This window comes from Thioclava sp. F28-4 (assembly GCF_002020045.1).
Lineage (GTDB): Bacteria > Pseudomonadota > Alphaproteobacteria > Rhodobacterales > Rhodobacteraceae > Thioclava > Thioclava sediminum.
In genome coordinates this window covers 894729-909423 of the sequence record NZ_MPZQ01000001.1, presented here as the reverse complement: position 1 = coordinate 909423, position 14695 = coordinate 894729, and the positions used below count along the sequence as shown (strand labels likewise).

General features: G+C 67.1%; 16 protein-coding genes. 1 reads left to right on the top strand and 15 read right to left on the bottom strand.

Annotated features, from left to right (window positions below; translation table 11 throughout):
* Position 1 precedes the first annotated feature (1 nt).
* From BMI87_RS04130 to gndA, 15 genes are all read right to left on the bottom strand, one after another.
* On the bottom strand, positions 2 to 853 hold the full coding sequence (locus BMI87_RS04130) for an ABC transporter permease (RefSeq protein WP_078519867.1): 852 nt from the start codon (positions 851 to 853) through the stop codon (positions 2 to 4).
* Positions 850 to 1935, bottom strand: coding sequence for an ABC transporter ATP-binding protein (locus tag BMI87_RS04125; RefSeq protein ID WP_078520038.1), 1086 nt, complete (start codon positions 1933 to 1935; stop codon positions 850 to 852). The genes BMI87_RS04130 and BMI87_RS04125 overlap by 4 nt, the downstream gene beginning before the upstream one ends.
* Before the next feature lie 47 nt (positions 1936 to 1982).
* Positions 1983 to 3050, bottom strand: coding sequence for a substrate-binding domain-containing protein (locus BMI87_RS04120; protein ID WP_078519866.1), 1068 nt, complete (start codon positions 3048 to 3050; stop codon positions 1983 to 1985).
* Positions 3051 to 3165: 115 nt separating this feature from the next.
* Positions 3166 to 4128, bottom strand: coding sequence for a MurR/RpiR family transcriptional regulator (locus BMI87_RS04115; RefSeq protein WP_078519865.1), 963 nt, complete (start codon positions 4126 to 4128; stop codon positions 3166 to 3168).
* A gap of 54 nt (positions 4129 to 4182) precedes the next feature.
* On the bottom strand, positions 4183 to 4986 hold the full coding sequence (locus tag BMI87_RS04110) for a F0F1 ATP synthase subunit gamma (protein WP_078519864.1): 804 nt from the start codon (positions 4984 to 4986) through the stop codon (positions 4183 to 4185).
* Positions 4983 to 6485, bottom strand: a complete 1503-nt coding sequence (locus BMI87_RS04105; RefSeq protein WP_078519863.1) for a F0F1 ATP synthase subunit alpha — start codon at positions 6483 to 6485, stop codon at positions 4983 to 4985. Before BMI87_RS04105 ends, BMI87_RS04110 begins: the two co-directional genes overlap by 4 nt.
* Positions 6472 to 7206 carry an ATP synthase F0 subunit B gene (locus BMI87_RS04100; RefSeq protein WP_078519862.1) on the bottom strand — a complete coding sequence of 245 codons (735 nt, stop codon included), beginning with the start codon at positions 7204 to 7206 and terminating at the stop codon, positions 6472 to 6474. The genes BMI87_RS04105 and BMI87_RS04100 overlap by 14 nt, the downstream gene beginning before the upstream one ends.
* A 2-nt stretch (positions 7207 to 7208) precedes the next feature.
* Positions 7209 to 7454, bottom strand: a complete 246-nt coding sequence (locus BMI87_RS04095) for a F0F1 ATP synthase subunit C (protein WP_078519861.1) — start codon at positions 7452 to 7454, stop codon at positions 7209 to 7211.
* Between the two features lie 2 nt (positions 7455 to 7456).
* The gene (locus BMI87_RS04090) at positions 7457 to 8143 is read right to left on the bottom strand and encodes a F0F1 ATP synthase subunit A (protein ID WP_078519860.1); all 687 of its coding nucleotides are present in this window, start codon (positions 8141 to 8143) and stop codon (positions 7457 to 7459) included.
* Entirely contained in the window at positions 8140 to 8412 is a 273-nt protein-coding gene (locus tag BMI87_RS04085; protein ID WP_168175156.1) for an ATP synthase subunit I, read from the bottom strand. Before BMI87_RS04085 ends, BMI87_RS04090 begins: the two co-directional genes overlap by 4 nt.
* Positions 8409 to 8705, bottom strand: a complete 297-nt coding sequence (locus BMI87_RS04080; protein ID WP_078519858.1) for an AtpZ/AtpI family protein — start codon at positions 8703 to 8705, stop codon at positions 8409 to 8411. The genes BMI87_RS04085 and BMI87_RS04080 overlap by 4 nt, the downstream gene beginning before the upstream one ends.
* Positions 8702 to 9112, bottom strand: coding sequence for a F0F1 ATP synthase subunit epsilon (locus BMI87_RS04075; RefSeq protein WP_078519857.1), 411 nt, complete (start codon positions 9110 to 9112; stop codon positions 8702 to 8704). The genes BMI87_RS04080 and BMI87_RS04075 overlap by 4 nt, the downstream gene beginning before the upstream one ends.
* The gene (atpD, locus tag BMI87_RS04070; protein WP_078519856.1) at positions 9109 to 10500 is read right to left on the bottom strand and encodes a F0F1 ATP synthase subunit beta; all 1392 of its coding nucleotides are present in this window, start codon (positions 10498 to 10500) and stop codon (positions 9109 to 9111) included. The genes BMI87_RS04075 and atpD overlap by 4 nt, the downstream gene beginning before the upstream one ends.
* Positions 10497 to 11249, bottom strand: a complete 753-nt coding sequence (locus BMI87_RS04065) for an SDR family NAD(P)-dependent oxidoreductase (RefSeq protein WP_078519855.1) — start codon at positions 11247 to 11249, stop codon at positions 10497 to 10499. The genes atpD and BMI87_RS04065 overlap by 4 nt, the downstream gene beginning before the upstream one ends.
* 212 nt (positions 11250 to 11461) lie before the next feature.
* Positions 11462 to 12871, bottom strand: a complete 1410-nt coding sequence (gndA, locus tag BMI87_RS04060) for an NADP-dependent phosphogluconate dehydrogenase (protein WP_078519854.1) — start codon at positions 12869 to 12871, stop codon at positions 11462 to 11464.
* A gap of 278 nt (positions 12872 to 13149) precedes the next feature.
* On the opposite strand from gndA, the gene efeU reads away from it, so the two are divergent.
* Positions 13150 to 14694, top strand: coding sequence for an iron uptake transporter permease EfeU (gene efeU, locus BMI87_RS04055; RefSeq protein WP_168175155.1), 1545 nt, complete (start codon positions 13150 to 13152; stop codon positions 14692 to 14694).
* Position 14695 lies beyond the last annotated feature (1 nt).

Below are 14695 nucleotides of genomic sequence, written 5' to 3'. Positions count from 1 at the left end.
GTCAGGACCCTCCCACGAGGCTGGAGCGGCGGATCAGCATCGCGCCCACGGCGAAGAAAGCCATCAGGATCGCGAGCATCGTCCAGGCGATGGCCGAGCCCAGCGGCCAGTCGAAGGCGGTGCCGAAGAGGTCGTTGATCGCCGAGATCACGGTGATCCCTGAAGCGCCACCCAGCAGCTGCGGTGTGAGGTAATCGCCGACCACCATCACGAAGACCATCAGTCCGCCCGCCACGAGGCCGGGGACGGTCAGCGGCAGGGTCACGCGGGCGAAGCGGCTGGGGCTGCGCGCGCCGAGATCGGCAGCGGCTTCCAGCCACGCGTCATCGAGGCTCTCGAAGGCGAGCCACAGTCCGATCACCATGAAGGGCAGATAGTTGTAGGTCAGCGCGATATGGGTCGCGAGCGGCGAGAACAGCAGCCCCTGAATGGGCGCGTCAGTGACGCCTGCCCAGATCAGCGAGCGGTTGATGACGCCCTCGGCGCCCAGAAGCACTCGCCAAGCAAACACCCGCACCAGATCGCCGGAATAAAGCGGCACGAGCAGCAGCGTCAGCAGCGCGGATTTCATCGCGCCCGCGCGTTTGGCGAGGAACCACGCGACGGGGTAGCCGATCACGGCGGTGATCGCGACGACGAACGCGCCCGAGCCGAAGGCTTTCAGGATCAGCCCGCGATAGGTCGCAGAGCCCGCGATCTTTGCGTAATTGGCGAAGGACGGGTCGTAGGAGATCGCGACGAAATCGACGCGGAAGAAACTGTAGGCGAAGAGGATCAGCAGCGGCGCCACGCAAAGCGCCAGCAGGAAGGCCGTCACCGGGGCGGCGAGGAGCGTGCCGACGCGCAGGCTCATGGCTTGGCCTCCGTGGCCCGGTCTGCATTCCGTTCGGCCTCGGGCCGCGCGATCCAGACCTGCGCGGGATCAAAGCCGATGCGGATCTCCGCACCGATCTCGGGCACGTCGTCATGGCCGACGGTCAGCGCCAGCGTGATGCCCGCGGCCTCGGCTTCCACCAGCCACTCCGCGCCGCGATAGACGGCGTGGGTCACGCGCGCGGAAATCCGGCCTTGCGGGTCGAGGAACAGTTGCTCCGGGCGCAGGCAGAGCACGGCGGGGGAGCCGGCTTTGAGACCGCGCACGCCGGGTGTCGCGAACTGGCCCAAGGGGGTCTCGATCTCATAGGCGCCGATGGCGGTGTCGATGATCTTGCCCGGCACGCAGGCCGCGCCGCCGATGAAATCGGCCACATAAGCGGTCTCGGGGCGGCGATAGATCGTATCCGGCGCGCCTTGTTGTTCAATGATCCCGTCACGCATCACGATGATCCAGTCCGAGAGCGCGAAGGCCTCTTCCTGATCGTGGGTGACATGGAGAAAGGTCATTTTCAGCCGACGCTGCAGGTCTTTCAGCTCGATCTGCATGTCCTTGCGCATCCGCCGGTCGAGCGCGGAGAGCGGCTCGTCCAGCAGCAGAAGGCGCGGCTCGTTGGCAATCGCGCGGGCCAGGGCCACGCGCTGTTGCTGCCCACCCGAGAGCTGGCGCGGGCGGCGGTCGGCCATCGCGGACATCTGGACGGTTTCCAGCGCCGCGCGGGCCTTCACGCGCTCTTCCTTGCGGCTCAGCCCCTTGTAGCGCAGGCCGAAGCCCACGTTTTCGAGAACGCTCAGATGCGGGAAGAGGGCATAACTCTGGAAGACGGTGTTGATCGGGCGGGCGCTTGCGGACACGTCGTTGATCTTCTTGCCGTCAAGCTCGAGCATCCCCTCGCTCACCTCCTCGAACCCGCCGATCATGCGCAGAATCGAGGTCTTGCCGCAGCCCGAAGGCCCCAGCAGCGTGACGTAGGAATTCTCGTCGAGCCGGAAATTCACACCGCGCACGGCCTGCACGGTGCCATATGTCTTACAAAGGGCACGCGCGCGGAGCAGGGGCATTGTCTGCCCCTGCCCACCCGTCGGCCCGGAACCTGCCTCGGTCATTCTTAGCTGGCCTTCACTTCGTTCCAGAGTGCGACCCAGTCGTTGTAGCGCGGGGGATTTTGCTTCCAGACGAAGTTATCCATCACCGACAGGTCCTTGATGAAGATCTTCTCCTGCTGGGCTTCGTCGATCTCGTCGCGCGCGGCGGAGGTCGATTGCGCATAGGGGCCGCCATAGGCGAGCATTTTGCCGTAGGTCGGGCCGAGCAGGTAGTTGACCAGTTCGAACACCGAGTCCCGACGCGCGCCCTCGACGCCCTTGGGCACGGCGATCGTGTCGCACCAGCCGATGACGCCTTGCTTGGGCTTGGCCATGCCCATTTCGAGACCCTTTTCCTTCAGGTCGTAATAGGGCGGCACCCAGGAGAAGGCGCAGACCACTTCGCCGGTCGCGAAGAGGTTGGTCAGGTCGCCGATGGAGTTCCAGTAAGTGCGCAGTTTGCTCTTCTGGATCATCAGCACCTTTTTCACTTCGGCGAGCTGCTTGTCGTCCATCGTGAACATCTCGTCGCGCGGAATGCCCAGATACATCGCGGCGATCATGATCCCTTCGAGCGCGTAGTCGCGCATCGCGAGCTTGCCGTTGTATTTGTCGCCCTCGAAGAAGACGGACCAATCGGGCTCTTCATCCATCAGGTCGGCGCGGTAGACGATCGGGTTGATGCCCCAATAGAAGGGGATTCCGTAGGTCTGGCCGTCCGTCTTTCCCAGATCGGTCTTCTTGAACGTGTCGTAGAGGAGTTTCGCGTTCGGCACCTTGTCGAAGTCGATCGGCTGCAGAAGGTCTGACGCGGTGTAGTAGGAAACCTTGTCGAGGCCGGGCGTGATCAGGTCCACCGAGGAGGCCCCGCCCGCGCGCAGTTTCGCGAATTGCTCGTCATCGGTGCCGATGAAGGTTTTGGTCAGGTCGACGTCATGGCTGTCGAGGAAGGGCGCGAGATAGTCGTCCTTCGCGAGGTTCTCCCAGGTCATCCAAAGAAGATCGGTCGCGGCCAGCGCTCGTCCCGCCGGGCCGAACGCCCCGAGAGCGGTGCCCGCAAGCGCAGATTTCAGGAATAGTCGGCGATCCATGGCATATCCTTTCGCTGCATGAGATGGCGAGGTCACCTTCGCAGGAAAGAATTATTTCACGAAACGCTAAAAATGAAAATACGCTTTCATTCGGGCCATGCGCAGTTTTTAGGCGCTATTTGTCCTGTTTTGCAGCCTTGGTGAGCGCCTCAAGGCTCTCCGGGGGCGGTCCGAGGTCGTCGAAACGCGCATGAAGGTCCTCGATCCGGGCGAGTCGGGCGCGCGCTTCGGGGCCGAGCGAGTCCACCAGACTCGAGCAGAGGAAGTTGATCAGGCTCATCGCGACGACCGTGCTGTCGAAGATGCCTTGCCCGCGATTGTGGCAGCGCAGGGTGATCGTCGCGTGGCGCGCGGTCTGCGCTACGGTGGGATCGCCGATCAGGATCGTCGGGATGCCCGCCTCGCGCGCGACGGTCATCACCTCTCCCAGCGCGCGCGGCCTGCGCCGCAGCCCGATCGCCAGCAGCACATCGCCCGGTGCGAACCCTGCGACATCCTCGGCGAGCGACGCGCCCTCATAGGGCAGAAGCTGCACGTCCGATTTCAGATTGAGCAGCAGGGCGCGGGCATAGATGGCGAGCGCCCGCGAATTCCGGTAGCCCAGCACCCAGATCCGGCGCGCCGAGGCGAGGTGCTCGACCGCGTCGGCCACCGCCTCTTCCGAGAGGATCTCGGTGCTGCGGGTCAGGTTCTGCATATCCTGCGCGAAATGATCGGCGAGCTGTCCCGGTTCGGTACCGTCGCTCAACTCGCTCAGCGGCGAGCCCCAGCTTCCGTTGCGCCGCGAATGCAGCCGCGCTTCGTTGTAATTGCGATAGCCCAGCCGCTTGAAGAAGCGCGCCGCCGTGGCAGAGGAAATCCCCGCGCTTTCGGCGAGTTCTGCAGCGGTGTAGCTCGACAGCGTCGATTGCGCTTCGAGCACGACCTCGGCGAGGCGTTTCTCGCTGGGGGTCAGCTCGGGAAAAATCGCCATGATCCGCATGTCGATCGGGTCATCTCCCGACCCGGGTTGCGCCTCGGGGGACATCTCTTGCGTCACATCGGCCTCGTTTCTGCTCGAGCCCAAGTCTTGTTGCATGCGCGCGCGCTTTTCAAGCGATGCCTGTGTGCGGCGGGGCTGTGGGGGCACATCTCAGCTGGACGTGACGCCGGCCGACAGCTCCAGAATCTCGGTCGTCACCGACTCTTGCCGCGAAATCCGCGCGGTCTGTTGCAGCGCGTCGAGCTTGCGTTCGGTCATCCCCTGAGCGGAGGCCATGGCGAGCATCCGGGCGGTGTTTTCCGCAGCCGTGGCATGCAGCGCGACGCGGCACAACTCCGCATGCAGCAGCTCGGCAAAGAGCGACGCGCAAAGCTGCGCGGGCGGCAGCGTCAGCAGGGGCGGCTGGCTTGGCGGCGGAGTCGACCGGGTCGGGCGGGGGAAGATACGGCGGCGGCGGGCTTTCCAGCTGCCATCCTCCGTCTGGGCGTAGAAGGCGTCGATCGGGGCTCGGCCCGCCAGTTGCAGGAGCGTTTCGGCCAGCCGGTCGGCGAAGGGCGGAACCGCCGGGCCGTGCGAGGGCAGGGGGAACTGCGCAAGCGCGTTCAGCCCCTGCTCGGCGGCCAGCGCCGTGCCGCGCGTGCCGATCACGACGAGACCGCCGGGCGGCGTGCCCAGCTCGCTCAGAAGCCGGGCGTTGAACGATCCCGCAAAGCCTTGTTCGGCGAGAAACAGAACGGTGAGCGGCGGCCCTTCGGGTTTGGGCGGTGTCGGCGCGAGCGACAGAACCCGGTCGAGTGCACGGCTCACCGTCGCCGCGTGCAGATCCACCGAGGCAAGCTCTCCCTCTGTCTGACGCACGCGCGCGCCCGCGATGGCGCGCATCGCCCGGATGACCGAGGCGAGCGTGCGGATGCTGCCGATCCGCGCTTCGATCTCGGCAAGCTGCTCGCTCATTTCGCAGGCTCCGGCAAAAGCCCTTTCAGGCACTCCACGATCTGGTCATGCAGACCCTCGCTCAGCGTGGCGGAGAAATCCGCCCCCGACAGCCCCGCCGCATCGAGCGCATCGGGCAGCGCCGCGCGCAGCGTGTCGATCTGCGCGGGCTCCAACCCGTCGAGAAGCCCCGTCTGCACCGCCAGAACCAGCGCCACCTCATCGGCGAGGCGCAGTGGCGCGTGCTGGATCTGCGCCAGCACCGCGCGCACCGCCCGCCCGCGCGCAAGCTGCGCCTTCACCCGCGTATCGGGCATCCCCCCGAAACGCGTGAAAATCTCCAGTTCAAGGAACTGCGCGTAGTCGAGCCGCATCGACTCCGCCGCGTCGCGCAGGCTGCGCGCCTGCGTCTTGCCGCCGACCCGGCTGACCGAAGTGCCTACATCCACGGCGGGTTTCTGGCCGCGGTTGAACAGTTTGGCGTCCAGCGCGATCTGCCCATCGGTGATCGAGATCAGGTTGGTCGGGATGAAGGCGGCGAGATTGCCCGCATCGGTCTCGGCAATCGGCAGCGCGGTCAGCGTGCCGCTGCCCAATGCGTCCGACAGCCGCGCGGCGCGTTCCAGAAGCCGGGCGTGAAGATAAAAGATATCGCCTGGATAGGCCTCGCGCCCTGGTGTCTGCCGGGTCAGCAGCGCAAGCTCGCGATGCGAGGCGGCGTGGCGTGTGAGGTCGTCGAGCACGATCAGCGCGTGGCCGCCGGTGTCGCGCAGCTCTTCGGCCATGGTCATGCCCGCGAAGGGGGCGAGCCATTGCATCCCCGGCGGCGTCGACGGCCCGGCCACCACGACGATGGTGCGCGCCAGCGCCCCGTTACGCCGAAGCGTCTCGATCACCCGCTCCACCGAGGAGGTCTTCTGCCCGATGGCGACATAGACCGAGGTCACGTCGCCGTCCTTCTGGTTCAGGATCGTGTCGAGCGCGATGGTCGTCTTGCCAGTCGCGCGGTCGCCCACGATCAGCTCGCGCTGGCCGCGGCCAAGCGCGAAGAGGGCATCCACCACGAGCGTGCCGGTCTGCATCGGCTCCACCACCGCCGCGCGGTCGATGATCGCCGGGGCGGGGCGTTCGACCGGGTGTTTGGCCGTGGTCGTGATTGGGCCGAGCCCGTCGAGGGGCCGCCCGAGCGGATCGACGATCCGGCCCAGCAGGTCCGGCCCGACCGGCACTCGCATCACGTCGCCCGTGCCGGTGACCGCATCGCCCTGAGCGACGCCCGCGATATCATCCAGAAGCACCGCCGCGAGGGTCTCTTCGTCGAGCACGTGCACGAAGCCCGATTGCCCGCCCTCGAAGACCAGCCGCTCCCCGGCGCGGGCCTCGGGCAGGCCCGACACCATCGCGACGCCGTCGGACACGCGCTCCACCCGCCCGCTGCGGCGCACGACGGGACCGAGCGGCGCACGCGCGATGGCCTCGAGGCTGCGGTCCAGCCACTCGTCGGGATCATTTGGTGTCATTGGCCACCTCCTTGCGCATCCGGGCGAGATCGGCGGCCCATGAGCTCTCGAGGTGCAGGTGCTTGGTCTCCAGCGCGAGGCCGCAGATCAGCTCCGCATCCGTCTTGATCGCGGGGCGGATATCTTCGCCCAAGGTCTTCCCGAGGCGATCGGCGAAGGCCTCTCCGTAGCCGGCCTCTGTCGCCTCGCTGATCCGCAGCATGAGTTTCTCCGAGCCGAGCGCGGCGCGATCCTCGGTGTCGAGGGCCGCCACCTGCGCCAGAAGATCCGTTGCGTAAGCTTCGAGCAGTGCGGGCCGCGACAGGCGCGCGCCGATGCGCTCGGCCATGCGCTGCGCCAGATCGGCGGCGCGCGCGGCATAACGCTTCTCGGCCTCTTCCGCGCGGGCGGCGCGTTCGGCCTCTGCGGTGCGGGCCATATCGGCGGCCTCTGCGCGGGCGTGATCCAGAAGCGCCTTGCGCGCGGCTTCGGCCTCGGTCTGCGCCTGCGCCAGCATCTCGGACTTGCGCGTGCCGACCTGATCGAGCTCGGCCTCGGCCAGCGCCTTTGCCTCATCGGCCTTGCGTGCGGTCTCGCTCGCATCGCTCAATTGCTTGTCCGCCTCGGCCTGTCGCGCCTGGATGGCACTCACGATCGGGCGCCAAAGCACCCGGCTCAGAAGCCAGATCAGCACCGCCGCATTGAGCGTCTGCAGCCCGAGCGTCCACCAGTCCAGTGTCATGATCAGCCGATGAACGGGTTGGCGAACAGCAGCAGAAGCGCGATCACGAGGCAGTAGATCGCCGTCGTCTCGATCATCGCGAGCCCGACGAAGAGCGTGCGCGAGATCGCGTTGGCGGCCTCGGGCTGGCGGGCGATCGCGTCCATCGCAGCCGCGACCGAGCGCCCCTCGCCAAGCGCGGGGCCGAGCGCCCCGAAGGCTACCGCCGCGGCGGCCGAGATAACGCTCGCCACTTCAATATATTCCATAGTCAGTCCTTTCCGGATCCGTGGGAGGTTTGGGATTCCGCCACTGCCGCCGCGATGAAAACCATGGCGAGGACGGTAAAGATGTAGGCTTGGACAAGGCCGGTCAGCAGATCGAGCGCCATGAAGGGGATCGGCACGAACAGCCCCGCAAGCGAGAGCACGATACCGATCACGAAGACCCCGCTCATGATATTGCCGAACAGGCGGATCAGCAGCGAGAAGCTGCGCGTCAGCGTCTCGACGAGGTTCAGCGGGATCATCAGCGGCGTCGGCATCGCGAAGCTGCGCAGGTAGCCACGCACGCCGCCCGCGCGGATGCCGTAGACGATCACCGCCACGAAGACGAGGAGCGCCAGTGCCGCGTCGGTTTCGAGGTTGGCGGTTGGCGGCTCCACCCCCGGGAGCAGCGAGGACCAGTTCGCGATCAGGATGAACAGGAACAACCCGCCGAGGAAGGTGCGGTAGCGCTCGGGCGCGACGCTCATCGTCTCTCGGATCTGGGTGTCGAGCACCGTCACCAGCAGTTCCAGCGCCGCTTGGCGTCGCCCGGGCTTGAGGCTCAGGTTTCGGGTCAGCGCGTAGCACCCTACCACGATCACCACCATCATCACCCATGTCGTGACGACGGGTTGCGTGATCGGCACAGGGCCGATCCAGAACAGGACGGTGGTCTCCAGCGGCGAATTCATGCGGACCTCGCGCGGCGCAGGGTGAGCATCCGCCCGACGCCGATCCCGAGCGCCGCCGCCAGCAGCGGCACGGCACCCAGAAGCGCGCAGCCCACGAGAACCCCGATCGTCAGCCCGAAGCGCAGCACGGTCAGCGCGATCGCCTTCAGCGCCTTGCTTTCGAGCAGCATCGCATCCGTGCCCGCCCGCAGCAGCGCGAAATGCAAGAGGCCCACGCCAATGCCGAGGGCGAGGCTCGTCAGACCCAGAAGAACCATCGTCCCGCTCATTGCTGCTGCACCCAGCGCCAGCCCAGCCAGCAGCCCACGACAAGCCCCACCATCATAAGTGCGGCGGTCCAGAAGATGCCCGACTGGGCGCTCCGGTCGATCCATCGTCCGCCCGCGGCCCCCGCCAGCATCGGCAGCACCACGATCCATCCGAGCACGCCGATCTGGCCCAGTCGTCTTGCCAGCGGGATGTCACCCTCCTCTCGGGCTTTCTCGATCCGGGCGGCGTGGCGGCGCGCGGCGCTCTCCATCGGCTCCTCCGTCTGTTCCGGGTCTTCCGGCGGGTGGGTCATGTCCAATCCTTCCGAGCCTGCGCGCCGTCGAGGCTCGCCACCAGCTGCCGGATCGCGAGCAGATGCAGCCGGGTGGAGTCGGCCTGTTTGGTCTTCGCGGCGTCATCCTCGGCCTGAAACCGTTTCAGGATCGTCTCGCCCAGATCGGGCAGATCGCCGGTCACCGCAGCGCGGGTCGAGACCGAGACATCGCTTCCATTCTCGACCATAAGAACACCGCCCTTCACCGCGCAATAGTGCCGTTGGCCCTCGACCACCCAGGAGATGACCGAGATGCTGAGGCTGGTAAGAAACTCGGCATGGCCGGGCAGGATGCCGAAGCCGCCGCTCTCGTCCTCGGCCCGGATCGCGGTGACGTCCTTGGCATCGACGACGATTTCGAGGGGCGTGGCGATGGTGAGCCTCATGCCGCGGCCTCCTCTCGCTGGCGGGCCTCGTCGATCCCGCCGATCATGTAGAGCGACTGATCCGACCAGTCGTCCGCCTCGCCCGCGAGGATCGCGCGGCAGCCCTCAAGCGTATCGGCCAGCGGCACCGAGCGCCCGGTCTGGCCGGTAAACGCTTCGGTCACGACGAAGGGCTGGGTGAGGAAGCGTTGCAGCTTGCGCGCGCGGCGCACCGCGAGCCGGTCGGCCGCGCCCAGCTCCTCGACGCCGAGAAGCGCGATGATGTCCTGCAATTCGCGGAACCGCGCCAATAGCGCCCGCGCTTCGCCCGCCAGCTGGAAATGGTCCGCCCCGACGATCTCGGGGGCGAGAAGTTGCGACGACGAGGCGAGCGGGTCGATCGCGGGGTAAATCCCCTCCGAGGCCAGCTGACGCGACAGCACGATGGAGCTGTCCATATGCCCCGAAATCGCGGTCACCGCCGGATCGGTGAAATCGTCAGCCGGGACGTAAACCGCCTGAATTGCCGTGACCGAGGCCCCGGCGGCGGAGGCGATGCGCTCTTCCAGTTCGGCTACCTCAGACGCGAGGGTGGGCTGGTAGCCCACGCGCGAGGGCAGGCGGCCCAGAAGCCCCGAAACCTCGCTGCCCGCCTGCACGAAGCGGAAGACGTTATCCATCATCAGAAGGACGTTGCGGTGATCGCGGTCGCGGAAATCCTCGGCGATGGAGACGGCGGTAAGCGGCACCCGCCAGCGCGCGCCGGGCGGCTCGTTCATCTGGCCGTAGACCAGCGCTGTGCGCGCGAGCACGCCGGACTCGGTCATGTCGGCGAGCATCTCATGGCCCTCGCGCGAGCGCTCCCCCACGCCCGCGAAGATCGCGATGCCCTGATATTTCTCGACCATCGTGTTGATGAGCTCCATCACCAGCACCGTCTTGCCCACGCCCGCGCCGCCGAACATCGCGGCCTTGCCGCCGCGCGCGAGCGGCAACATCAGGTCGATCACCTTGATCCCGGTCTCGAAAGCGGTGACCGCGCCGCTGCCCGAGAGGCGCGGCGGCGTGCCGTGGATCGGGCGGCGTGGTGTGCCCTTGGGCAGCGGGTCGCCGCCGTCGCGCATCGCGCCGGTCACATCCATCAGCCGCCCCAGAACGGCCTCGCCTACCGGCACTTCCAGCGGCTTGCCCGTGGCGCGCAGCTTGCGCCCGCGCGACAGGCCGAGCGTCGATTGCAGCGCGATGGCGCGCACCCGATGCGCGTCGAGATGGCCATGCACCTCGAAGCTGCCCGGCATGTCGTCATCCGTCAGCGTCAGGATCGAATGGACCGGCGGCAGCGGGCCATCGAAACTTGCGTCGATGACCGGCCCGCGCACCGCGATGATCCGCCCTTCCGTCGTGCTCATCGCGAGGTATATCCGCCGTCGACGAGGTGATAGCTGCCATTCACGAAGCTCGCGGCATCCGACAGCAGGAAGCAGGTCAGCGCCGCGACCTCCTCGGGCGTGCCGAGTCGTCCTGCCGGATGCAGCGCGACCAGCGAGTCCTTCACCTCAGGCGCCAGCCCCGACAGAAGCGGTGTCTCGATGAAGGCAGGGCCGACCGCATTGACGCGAATGCCCTGTGCCGCGTGATCGATCGCCGCCGCCCGTGTCAGGCCCAGAAGCGCGTGCTTCGCCGCGACATAGGCGCAGGCGCTCGGGAACGCGACCGAGCCGAGGATCGAGGACATGTTCACGATCGCGCCGCCGCCCGATTTCAGCATCGCGGCGATCGCGAAGCGCATTCCGTAGAAAACCCCATTCAGGTTGACGTCGATCACCTGCTTCCAGCCGTCGAGCGGATACTCCCCGAACGGCACCTGCGGACCGCCGATACCCGCATTGTTCACGGCAAGATCCAGCTTGCCGAAGGTCGCGACGGCCTTCTCGACCATCGCGTCGACCTCCGTGGCCGAGGTGACATCGACCGCCATCGGTTCGGCGGTGCCGCCCGCCTTGCGGATTTCCTCGGCCACGGACTTGGCCGCGTCTGCGTTCTGATCGGCAAGCAGGACCGAGGCCCCGCGCGCCGCCAATTCCTTGGCGATTGCCGCGCCGATCCCTGATCCCGCGCCCGTAACGATAGCTGATTTACCTTCGAAATCCCGTGTCATAGCAGTCCCGGCCTCCGTTTTGGATGCGCAGAGGGTAACGATCTCGGTGCTTTAGGACTTTGATGGGGATCAAGCGGGGCGGGCGCGGTTGCGGCGTACACGAACTCGTGATTGCGGCGCGTGGTTCGCGGCGTCTGGCGGCCCGCGAAACGGAAACCGCCCGCGGCTCTGCGCGAGCCGCGGGCGGTAATCTTTCAGCGAAGAGGGCGCGCTTACATTGCCCAGGGGCCGTGGAAGTCGCCGCCCTCGAGATCGGTGCGCTCGAACCCATGCGCGCCGAAGAAATCGCGCTGGCCCTGAATCATGTTCGCGGTGCCACGCGCGGTGCGCATTGTGTCGAAATAGCTCAGCGCCATCGACAGGGCCGGAACCGCAAGCCCGTGGGCTGCGGCGATGCTGACGACCTTGCGCAGCGCGCCGTGATGCGCCTTCAACAGATCCGCGAAATAGGGCGCATACATCAGGTTGCGATCGGGCGACTCGCTCAGCGCGCTCGCCATGTCGTCGAGCATCGCCGAGCGGATGATGCAGCCGTCGCGCCAGACCAGCGCGATGTCGGGCAGCGGCAGATCCCAGTCGAAGGGCGCATTGGCCGAGCGCAGCAGCTCGAAGCCTTGCGCGTAGCACAGGATTTTGCCCGCGATCAGCGCGTTCTCCAGATCCTCCGCGCTCAACGCGCCCTCGGGCAGCGCCTCGGGAGCCGCGCCGAACATATCCTCGCCCTGCTTGCGCGCATCGAGCCGCGACGACAGGTTGCGCGCCATCACTGCCGCTTCGATCACCGGGACGGGGGCGGCCAGATGCTGCGCCTCGATCACGGTCCAGCGGCCGGTGCCTTTCTGGCCCGCGCGGTCGAGGATGATGTCGAGCATCGGCTCGCCGCTCTCGGGATCGGTGGCGCGGGCGACCTTGCCGGAAATCTCGATCAGGTAGGATTTCAGCGCGCCTTCGTCCCATTTCGCGAAGATCTCGCCGCAGGCCTTCGAGTCCAGCCCCATGCCGTCGCGCATCACGCCATAGGTCTCGGCGATCATCTGCATGTCGGCATATTCGATGCCGTTATGCACGGCTTTGACGAAATGGCCCGAGCCACCCTTGCCCATGAAGCCGGCGCAGGGCGTGCCGTCGAACTTGGCCGCGATCGCGTTGAGGATCGGGGCCACGCGGTCCCAGTCCTGCTGCTCGCCGCCGCCCATGATCGCGGGCCCGTGGCGCGCGCCTTCTTCACCGCCGGAAACGCCGATGCCGAGGAAACGGGGCCCCGCCTTCGCCGCTTCTTCCGCACGGCGCTCGGTGTCGTGGAAATTCGCATTGCCCGCGTCGATGATCAGATCATCGGGGTCGAGATGGGCGCGCAGCGCCGCGATCTGCTGATCGACCGGCTCGCCTGCGGGAACCATTAGGATGATCGCGCGCGGTTTCGCGATCGAGGCCACCAGATCTTCGAGATTTTCGCAGGGCGTGATCTTCGACGCCAGCTCGCCCGCGTTTTCATGGAAGGTCTTGGTGACGCTGGTGGTGCGGTTGAACACCGAAATGTCGAACCCTTTTTCCGCGATGTTGAGGGCGAGCATGCCGCCCATGGTGCCAAGGCCGATCAGCCCGATTTGCGATTGTGCCAAGATACGGCCTCCGAAATTGTTGCATGCGGGCCACTTCAGGCGCCCGGATCGTGTCTCTTTCGCTGCGCCGGACCGCCTGATTGCGCGGCGCTGCGAGGGCGACCCGCACGAATTGCCCCAAGATGGCGGAAGTTGCAAATCGCCCGCAACGGCAGGGGCGAAGAAATGCGATAGCAAGAAACCGAGCAATTTACTCGGAAAAGGGGTTGCGCCCGCCGATCTGCGCCACTAACGAATACCCAATCAATTTACTCGGGAATCGACGGGGTGCCCACAGCATGTTGGCAACATTCATCATCGGCCTGCGCGAAGGGCTCGAGGCGGCGCTGATCGTCGGGATCATTGCGGCCTTCCTGCGCGCCCGGGGCGAACGTTTGACCGAGATGTGGCTTGGCGTCGCTGCCGCCGTGGCGCTGGCCGTCGGCGTTGGCGCGGGGCTCGCGCTGGTCGAGGCCGCTTTGCCGCATAGCGCGCAGGAAAAGCTCGAATGCGTGATCGCGGCCGTTGCGGTCGTCTTCGTGACGCTGATGGTGCTCTGGATGACGCGCCACGCCGCAGGTCTGAAGGGCCAGATCGAGCGCGACGCCGATGCGGCGCTGGGGCAGGGGAGCCGGGTCGCACTGGCGGCGATGGCCTTCCTCGCCGTGCTCCGCGAAGGCTTCGAGACCGCCGTCTTCCTGCTCGCCACGATCTCGGGCGCGCAGACCGGGCATTGGGCGGGCCTCGGCGCGGCGCTTGGCCTCGCGGCATCTGTCGCGCTTGGCTGGGCGATCGCGCAGGGCGGGATGCGGCTCAATCTGGGGCGCTTCTTCCGCTGGACCGGCGTATTCCTGATCCTCGTCGCGGCGGGGCTGGTGTTGCAGACGCTGCGCTCGGCCCATGAGGCGGGCTGGCTGCTCGCCGGACAACAACGCATCGCCGATCTGAGCTGGCTCGTAGCCCCCGGCACCGTGCGCTCGGCGCTGATCACCGGCGTGCTGGGCATTCCCGCCGATCCGCGCCTGATCGAGGTGCTGGGCTGGATCGCCTATCTGATCCCGGTCGCGGCGCTGACCTATTGGCCGCGTGCACTGCGTCCCGATTCCCGCACGGCGCAATGGCTGCGCGGTGGGCTGGCGGTCGCCTTCGCGGCATTGGCCGTCGGTATCGCGGCGCTTTGGCCTCAGCCGCAGGTGACGCTGCCCGATCATGCGCCGCGTGTGCTGGAAGGCGATGTCGACACCTCCGCCGGGCCCGATCTGCGCTTGCGGGGACAGGTGCTGGAGATGGGTGCGACCCGCGTCGATCTGACGGGCGCCGAGGCCACGCCGGAGCGGCATCTGGGCCTTCCGAGCTTGCATCGCCAAGTGCAGAGCCAGACCGAGATCCCGGGTGCGCCCGGCCAGATCGATCTCGCCACGCTTGCGCAGCTCGCGGGTGGGCGGCTGCCGGTGGGCGTCAGTCCCGCGCGCAACCCCGGGCCTTTCGTGGCCGAATGGACGCGGCTCGAACAGGTGACCGTCTGGACCGCGGGCGATGCGCTTCTCGATGCGCAGGGCCGTAGTGCCGTTACGCTGCGCCTCTCGGGCGGCGGGCTGACCACGGCACGCACATTGCGCGTCGACATGGCCCCTGGTGGCATGGCGACCGGCGCCTGGGTCATGGCCCCCGCCGCCGCGCAAGACGCCGCCGATGCGCTGCGCGCCGTGCGCCGCGCCCGTATCGAGCATCAGTTCTGGGCCCGCGAATTGCCCGTCATCCTCTTCCTCATCGCGCTCGCACTGGCGGCCTCCGCGCTCGCCCGTGCGCGCCCCGCACCGTTTTTCCCCGCCAGGTCCCTCTGAC

Bases quoted from the DNA above. Each gene is read 5' to 3' on its own strand.
- BMI87_RS04130 (WP_078519867.1), bottom strand. From the start codon at position 853: ATGAGCCTGCGCGTCGGCACGCTCCTCGCCGCCCCGGTGACGGCCTTC.
- BMI87_RS04125 (WP_078520038.1), bottom strand. From the start codon at position 1,935: ATGCCCCTGCTCCGCGCGCGTGCCCTTTGTAAGACATATGGCACCGTG.
- BMI87_RS04120 (WP_078519866.1), bottom strand. From the start codon at position 3,050: ATGGATCGCCGACTATTCCTGAAATCTGCGCTTGCGGGCACCGCTCTC.
- BMI87_RS04115 (WP_078519865.1), bottom strand. From the start codon at position 4,128: ATGCAACAAGACTTGGGCTCGAGCAGAAACGAGGCCGATGTGACGCAA.
- BMI87_RS04110 (WP_078519864.1), bottom strand. From the start codon at position 4,986: ATGAGCGAGCAGCTTGCCGAGATCGAAGCGCGGATCGGCAGCATCCGC.
- BMI87_RS04105 (WP_078519863.1), bottom strand. From the start codon at position 6,485: ATGACACCAAATGATCCCGACGAGTGGCTGGACCGCAGCCTCGAGGCC.
- BMI87_RS04100 (WP_078519862.1), bottom strand. From the start codon at position 7,206: ATGACACTGGACTGGTGGACGCTCGGGCTGCAGACGCTCAATGCGGCG.
- BMI87_RS04095 (WP_078519861.1), bottom strand. From the start codon at position 7,454: ATGGAATATATTGAAGTGGCGAGCGTTATCTCGGCCGCCGCGGCGGTA.
- BMI87_RS04090 (WP_078519860.1), bottom strand. From the start codon at position 8,143: ATGAATTCGCCGCTGGAGACCACCGTCCTGTTCTGGATCGGCCCTGTG.
- BMI87_RS04085 (WP_168175156.1), bottom strand. From the start codon at position 8,412: ATGAGCGGGACGATGGTTCTTCTGGGTCTGACGAGCCTCGCCCTCGGC.
- BMI87_RS04080 (WP_078519858.1), bottom strand. From the start codon at position 8,705: ATGACCCACCCGCCGGAAGACCCGGAACAGACGGAGGAGCCGATGGAG.
- BMI87_RS04075 (WP_078519857.1), bottom strand. From the start codon at position 9,112: ATGAGGCTCACCATCGCCACGCCCCTCGAAATCGTCGTCGATGCCAAG.
- atpD (WP_078519856.1), bottom strand. From the start codon at position 10,500: ATGAGCACGACGGAAGGGCGGATCATCGCGGTGCGCGGGCCGGTCATC.
- BMI87_RS04065 (WP_078519855.1), bottom strand. From the start codon at position 11,249: ATGACACGGGATTTCGAAGGTAAATCAGCTATCGTTACGGGCGCGGGA.
- efeU (WP_168175155.1), top strand. From the start codon at position 13,150: ATGTTGGCAACATTCATCATCGGCCTGCGCGAAGGGCTCGAGGCGGCG.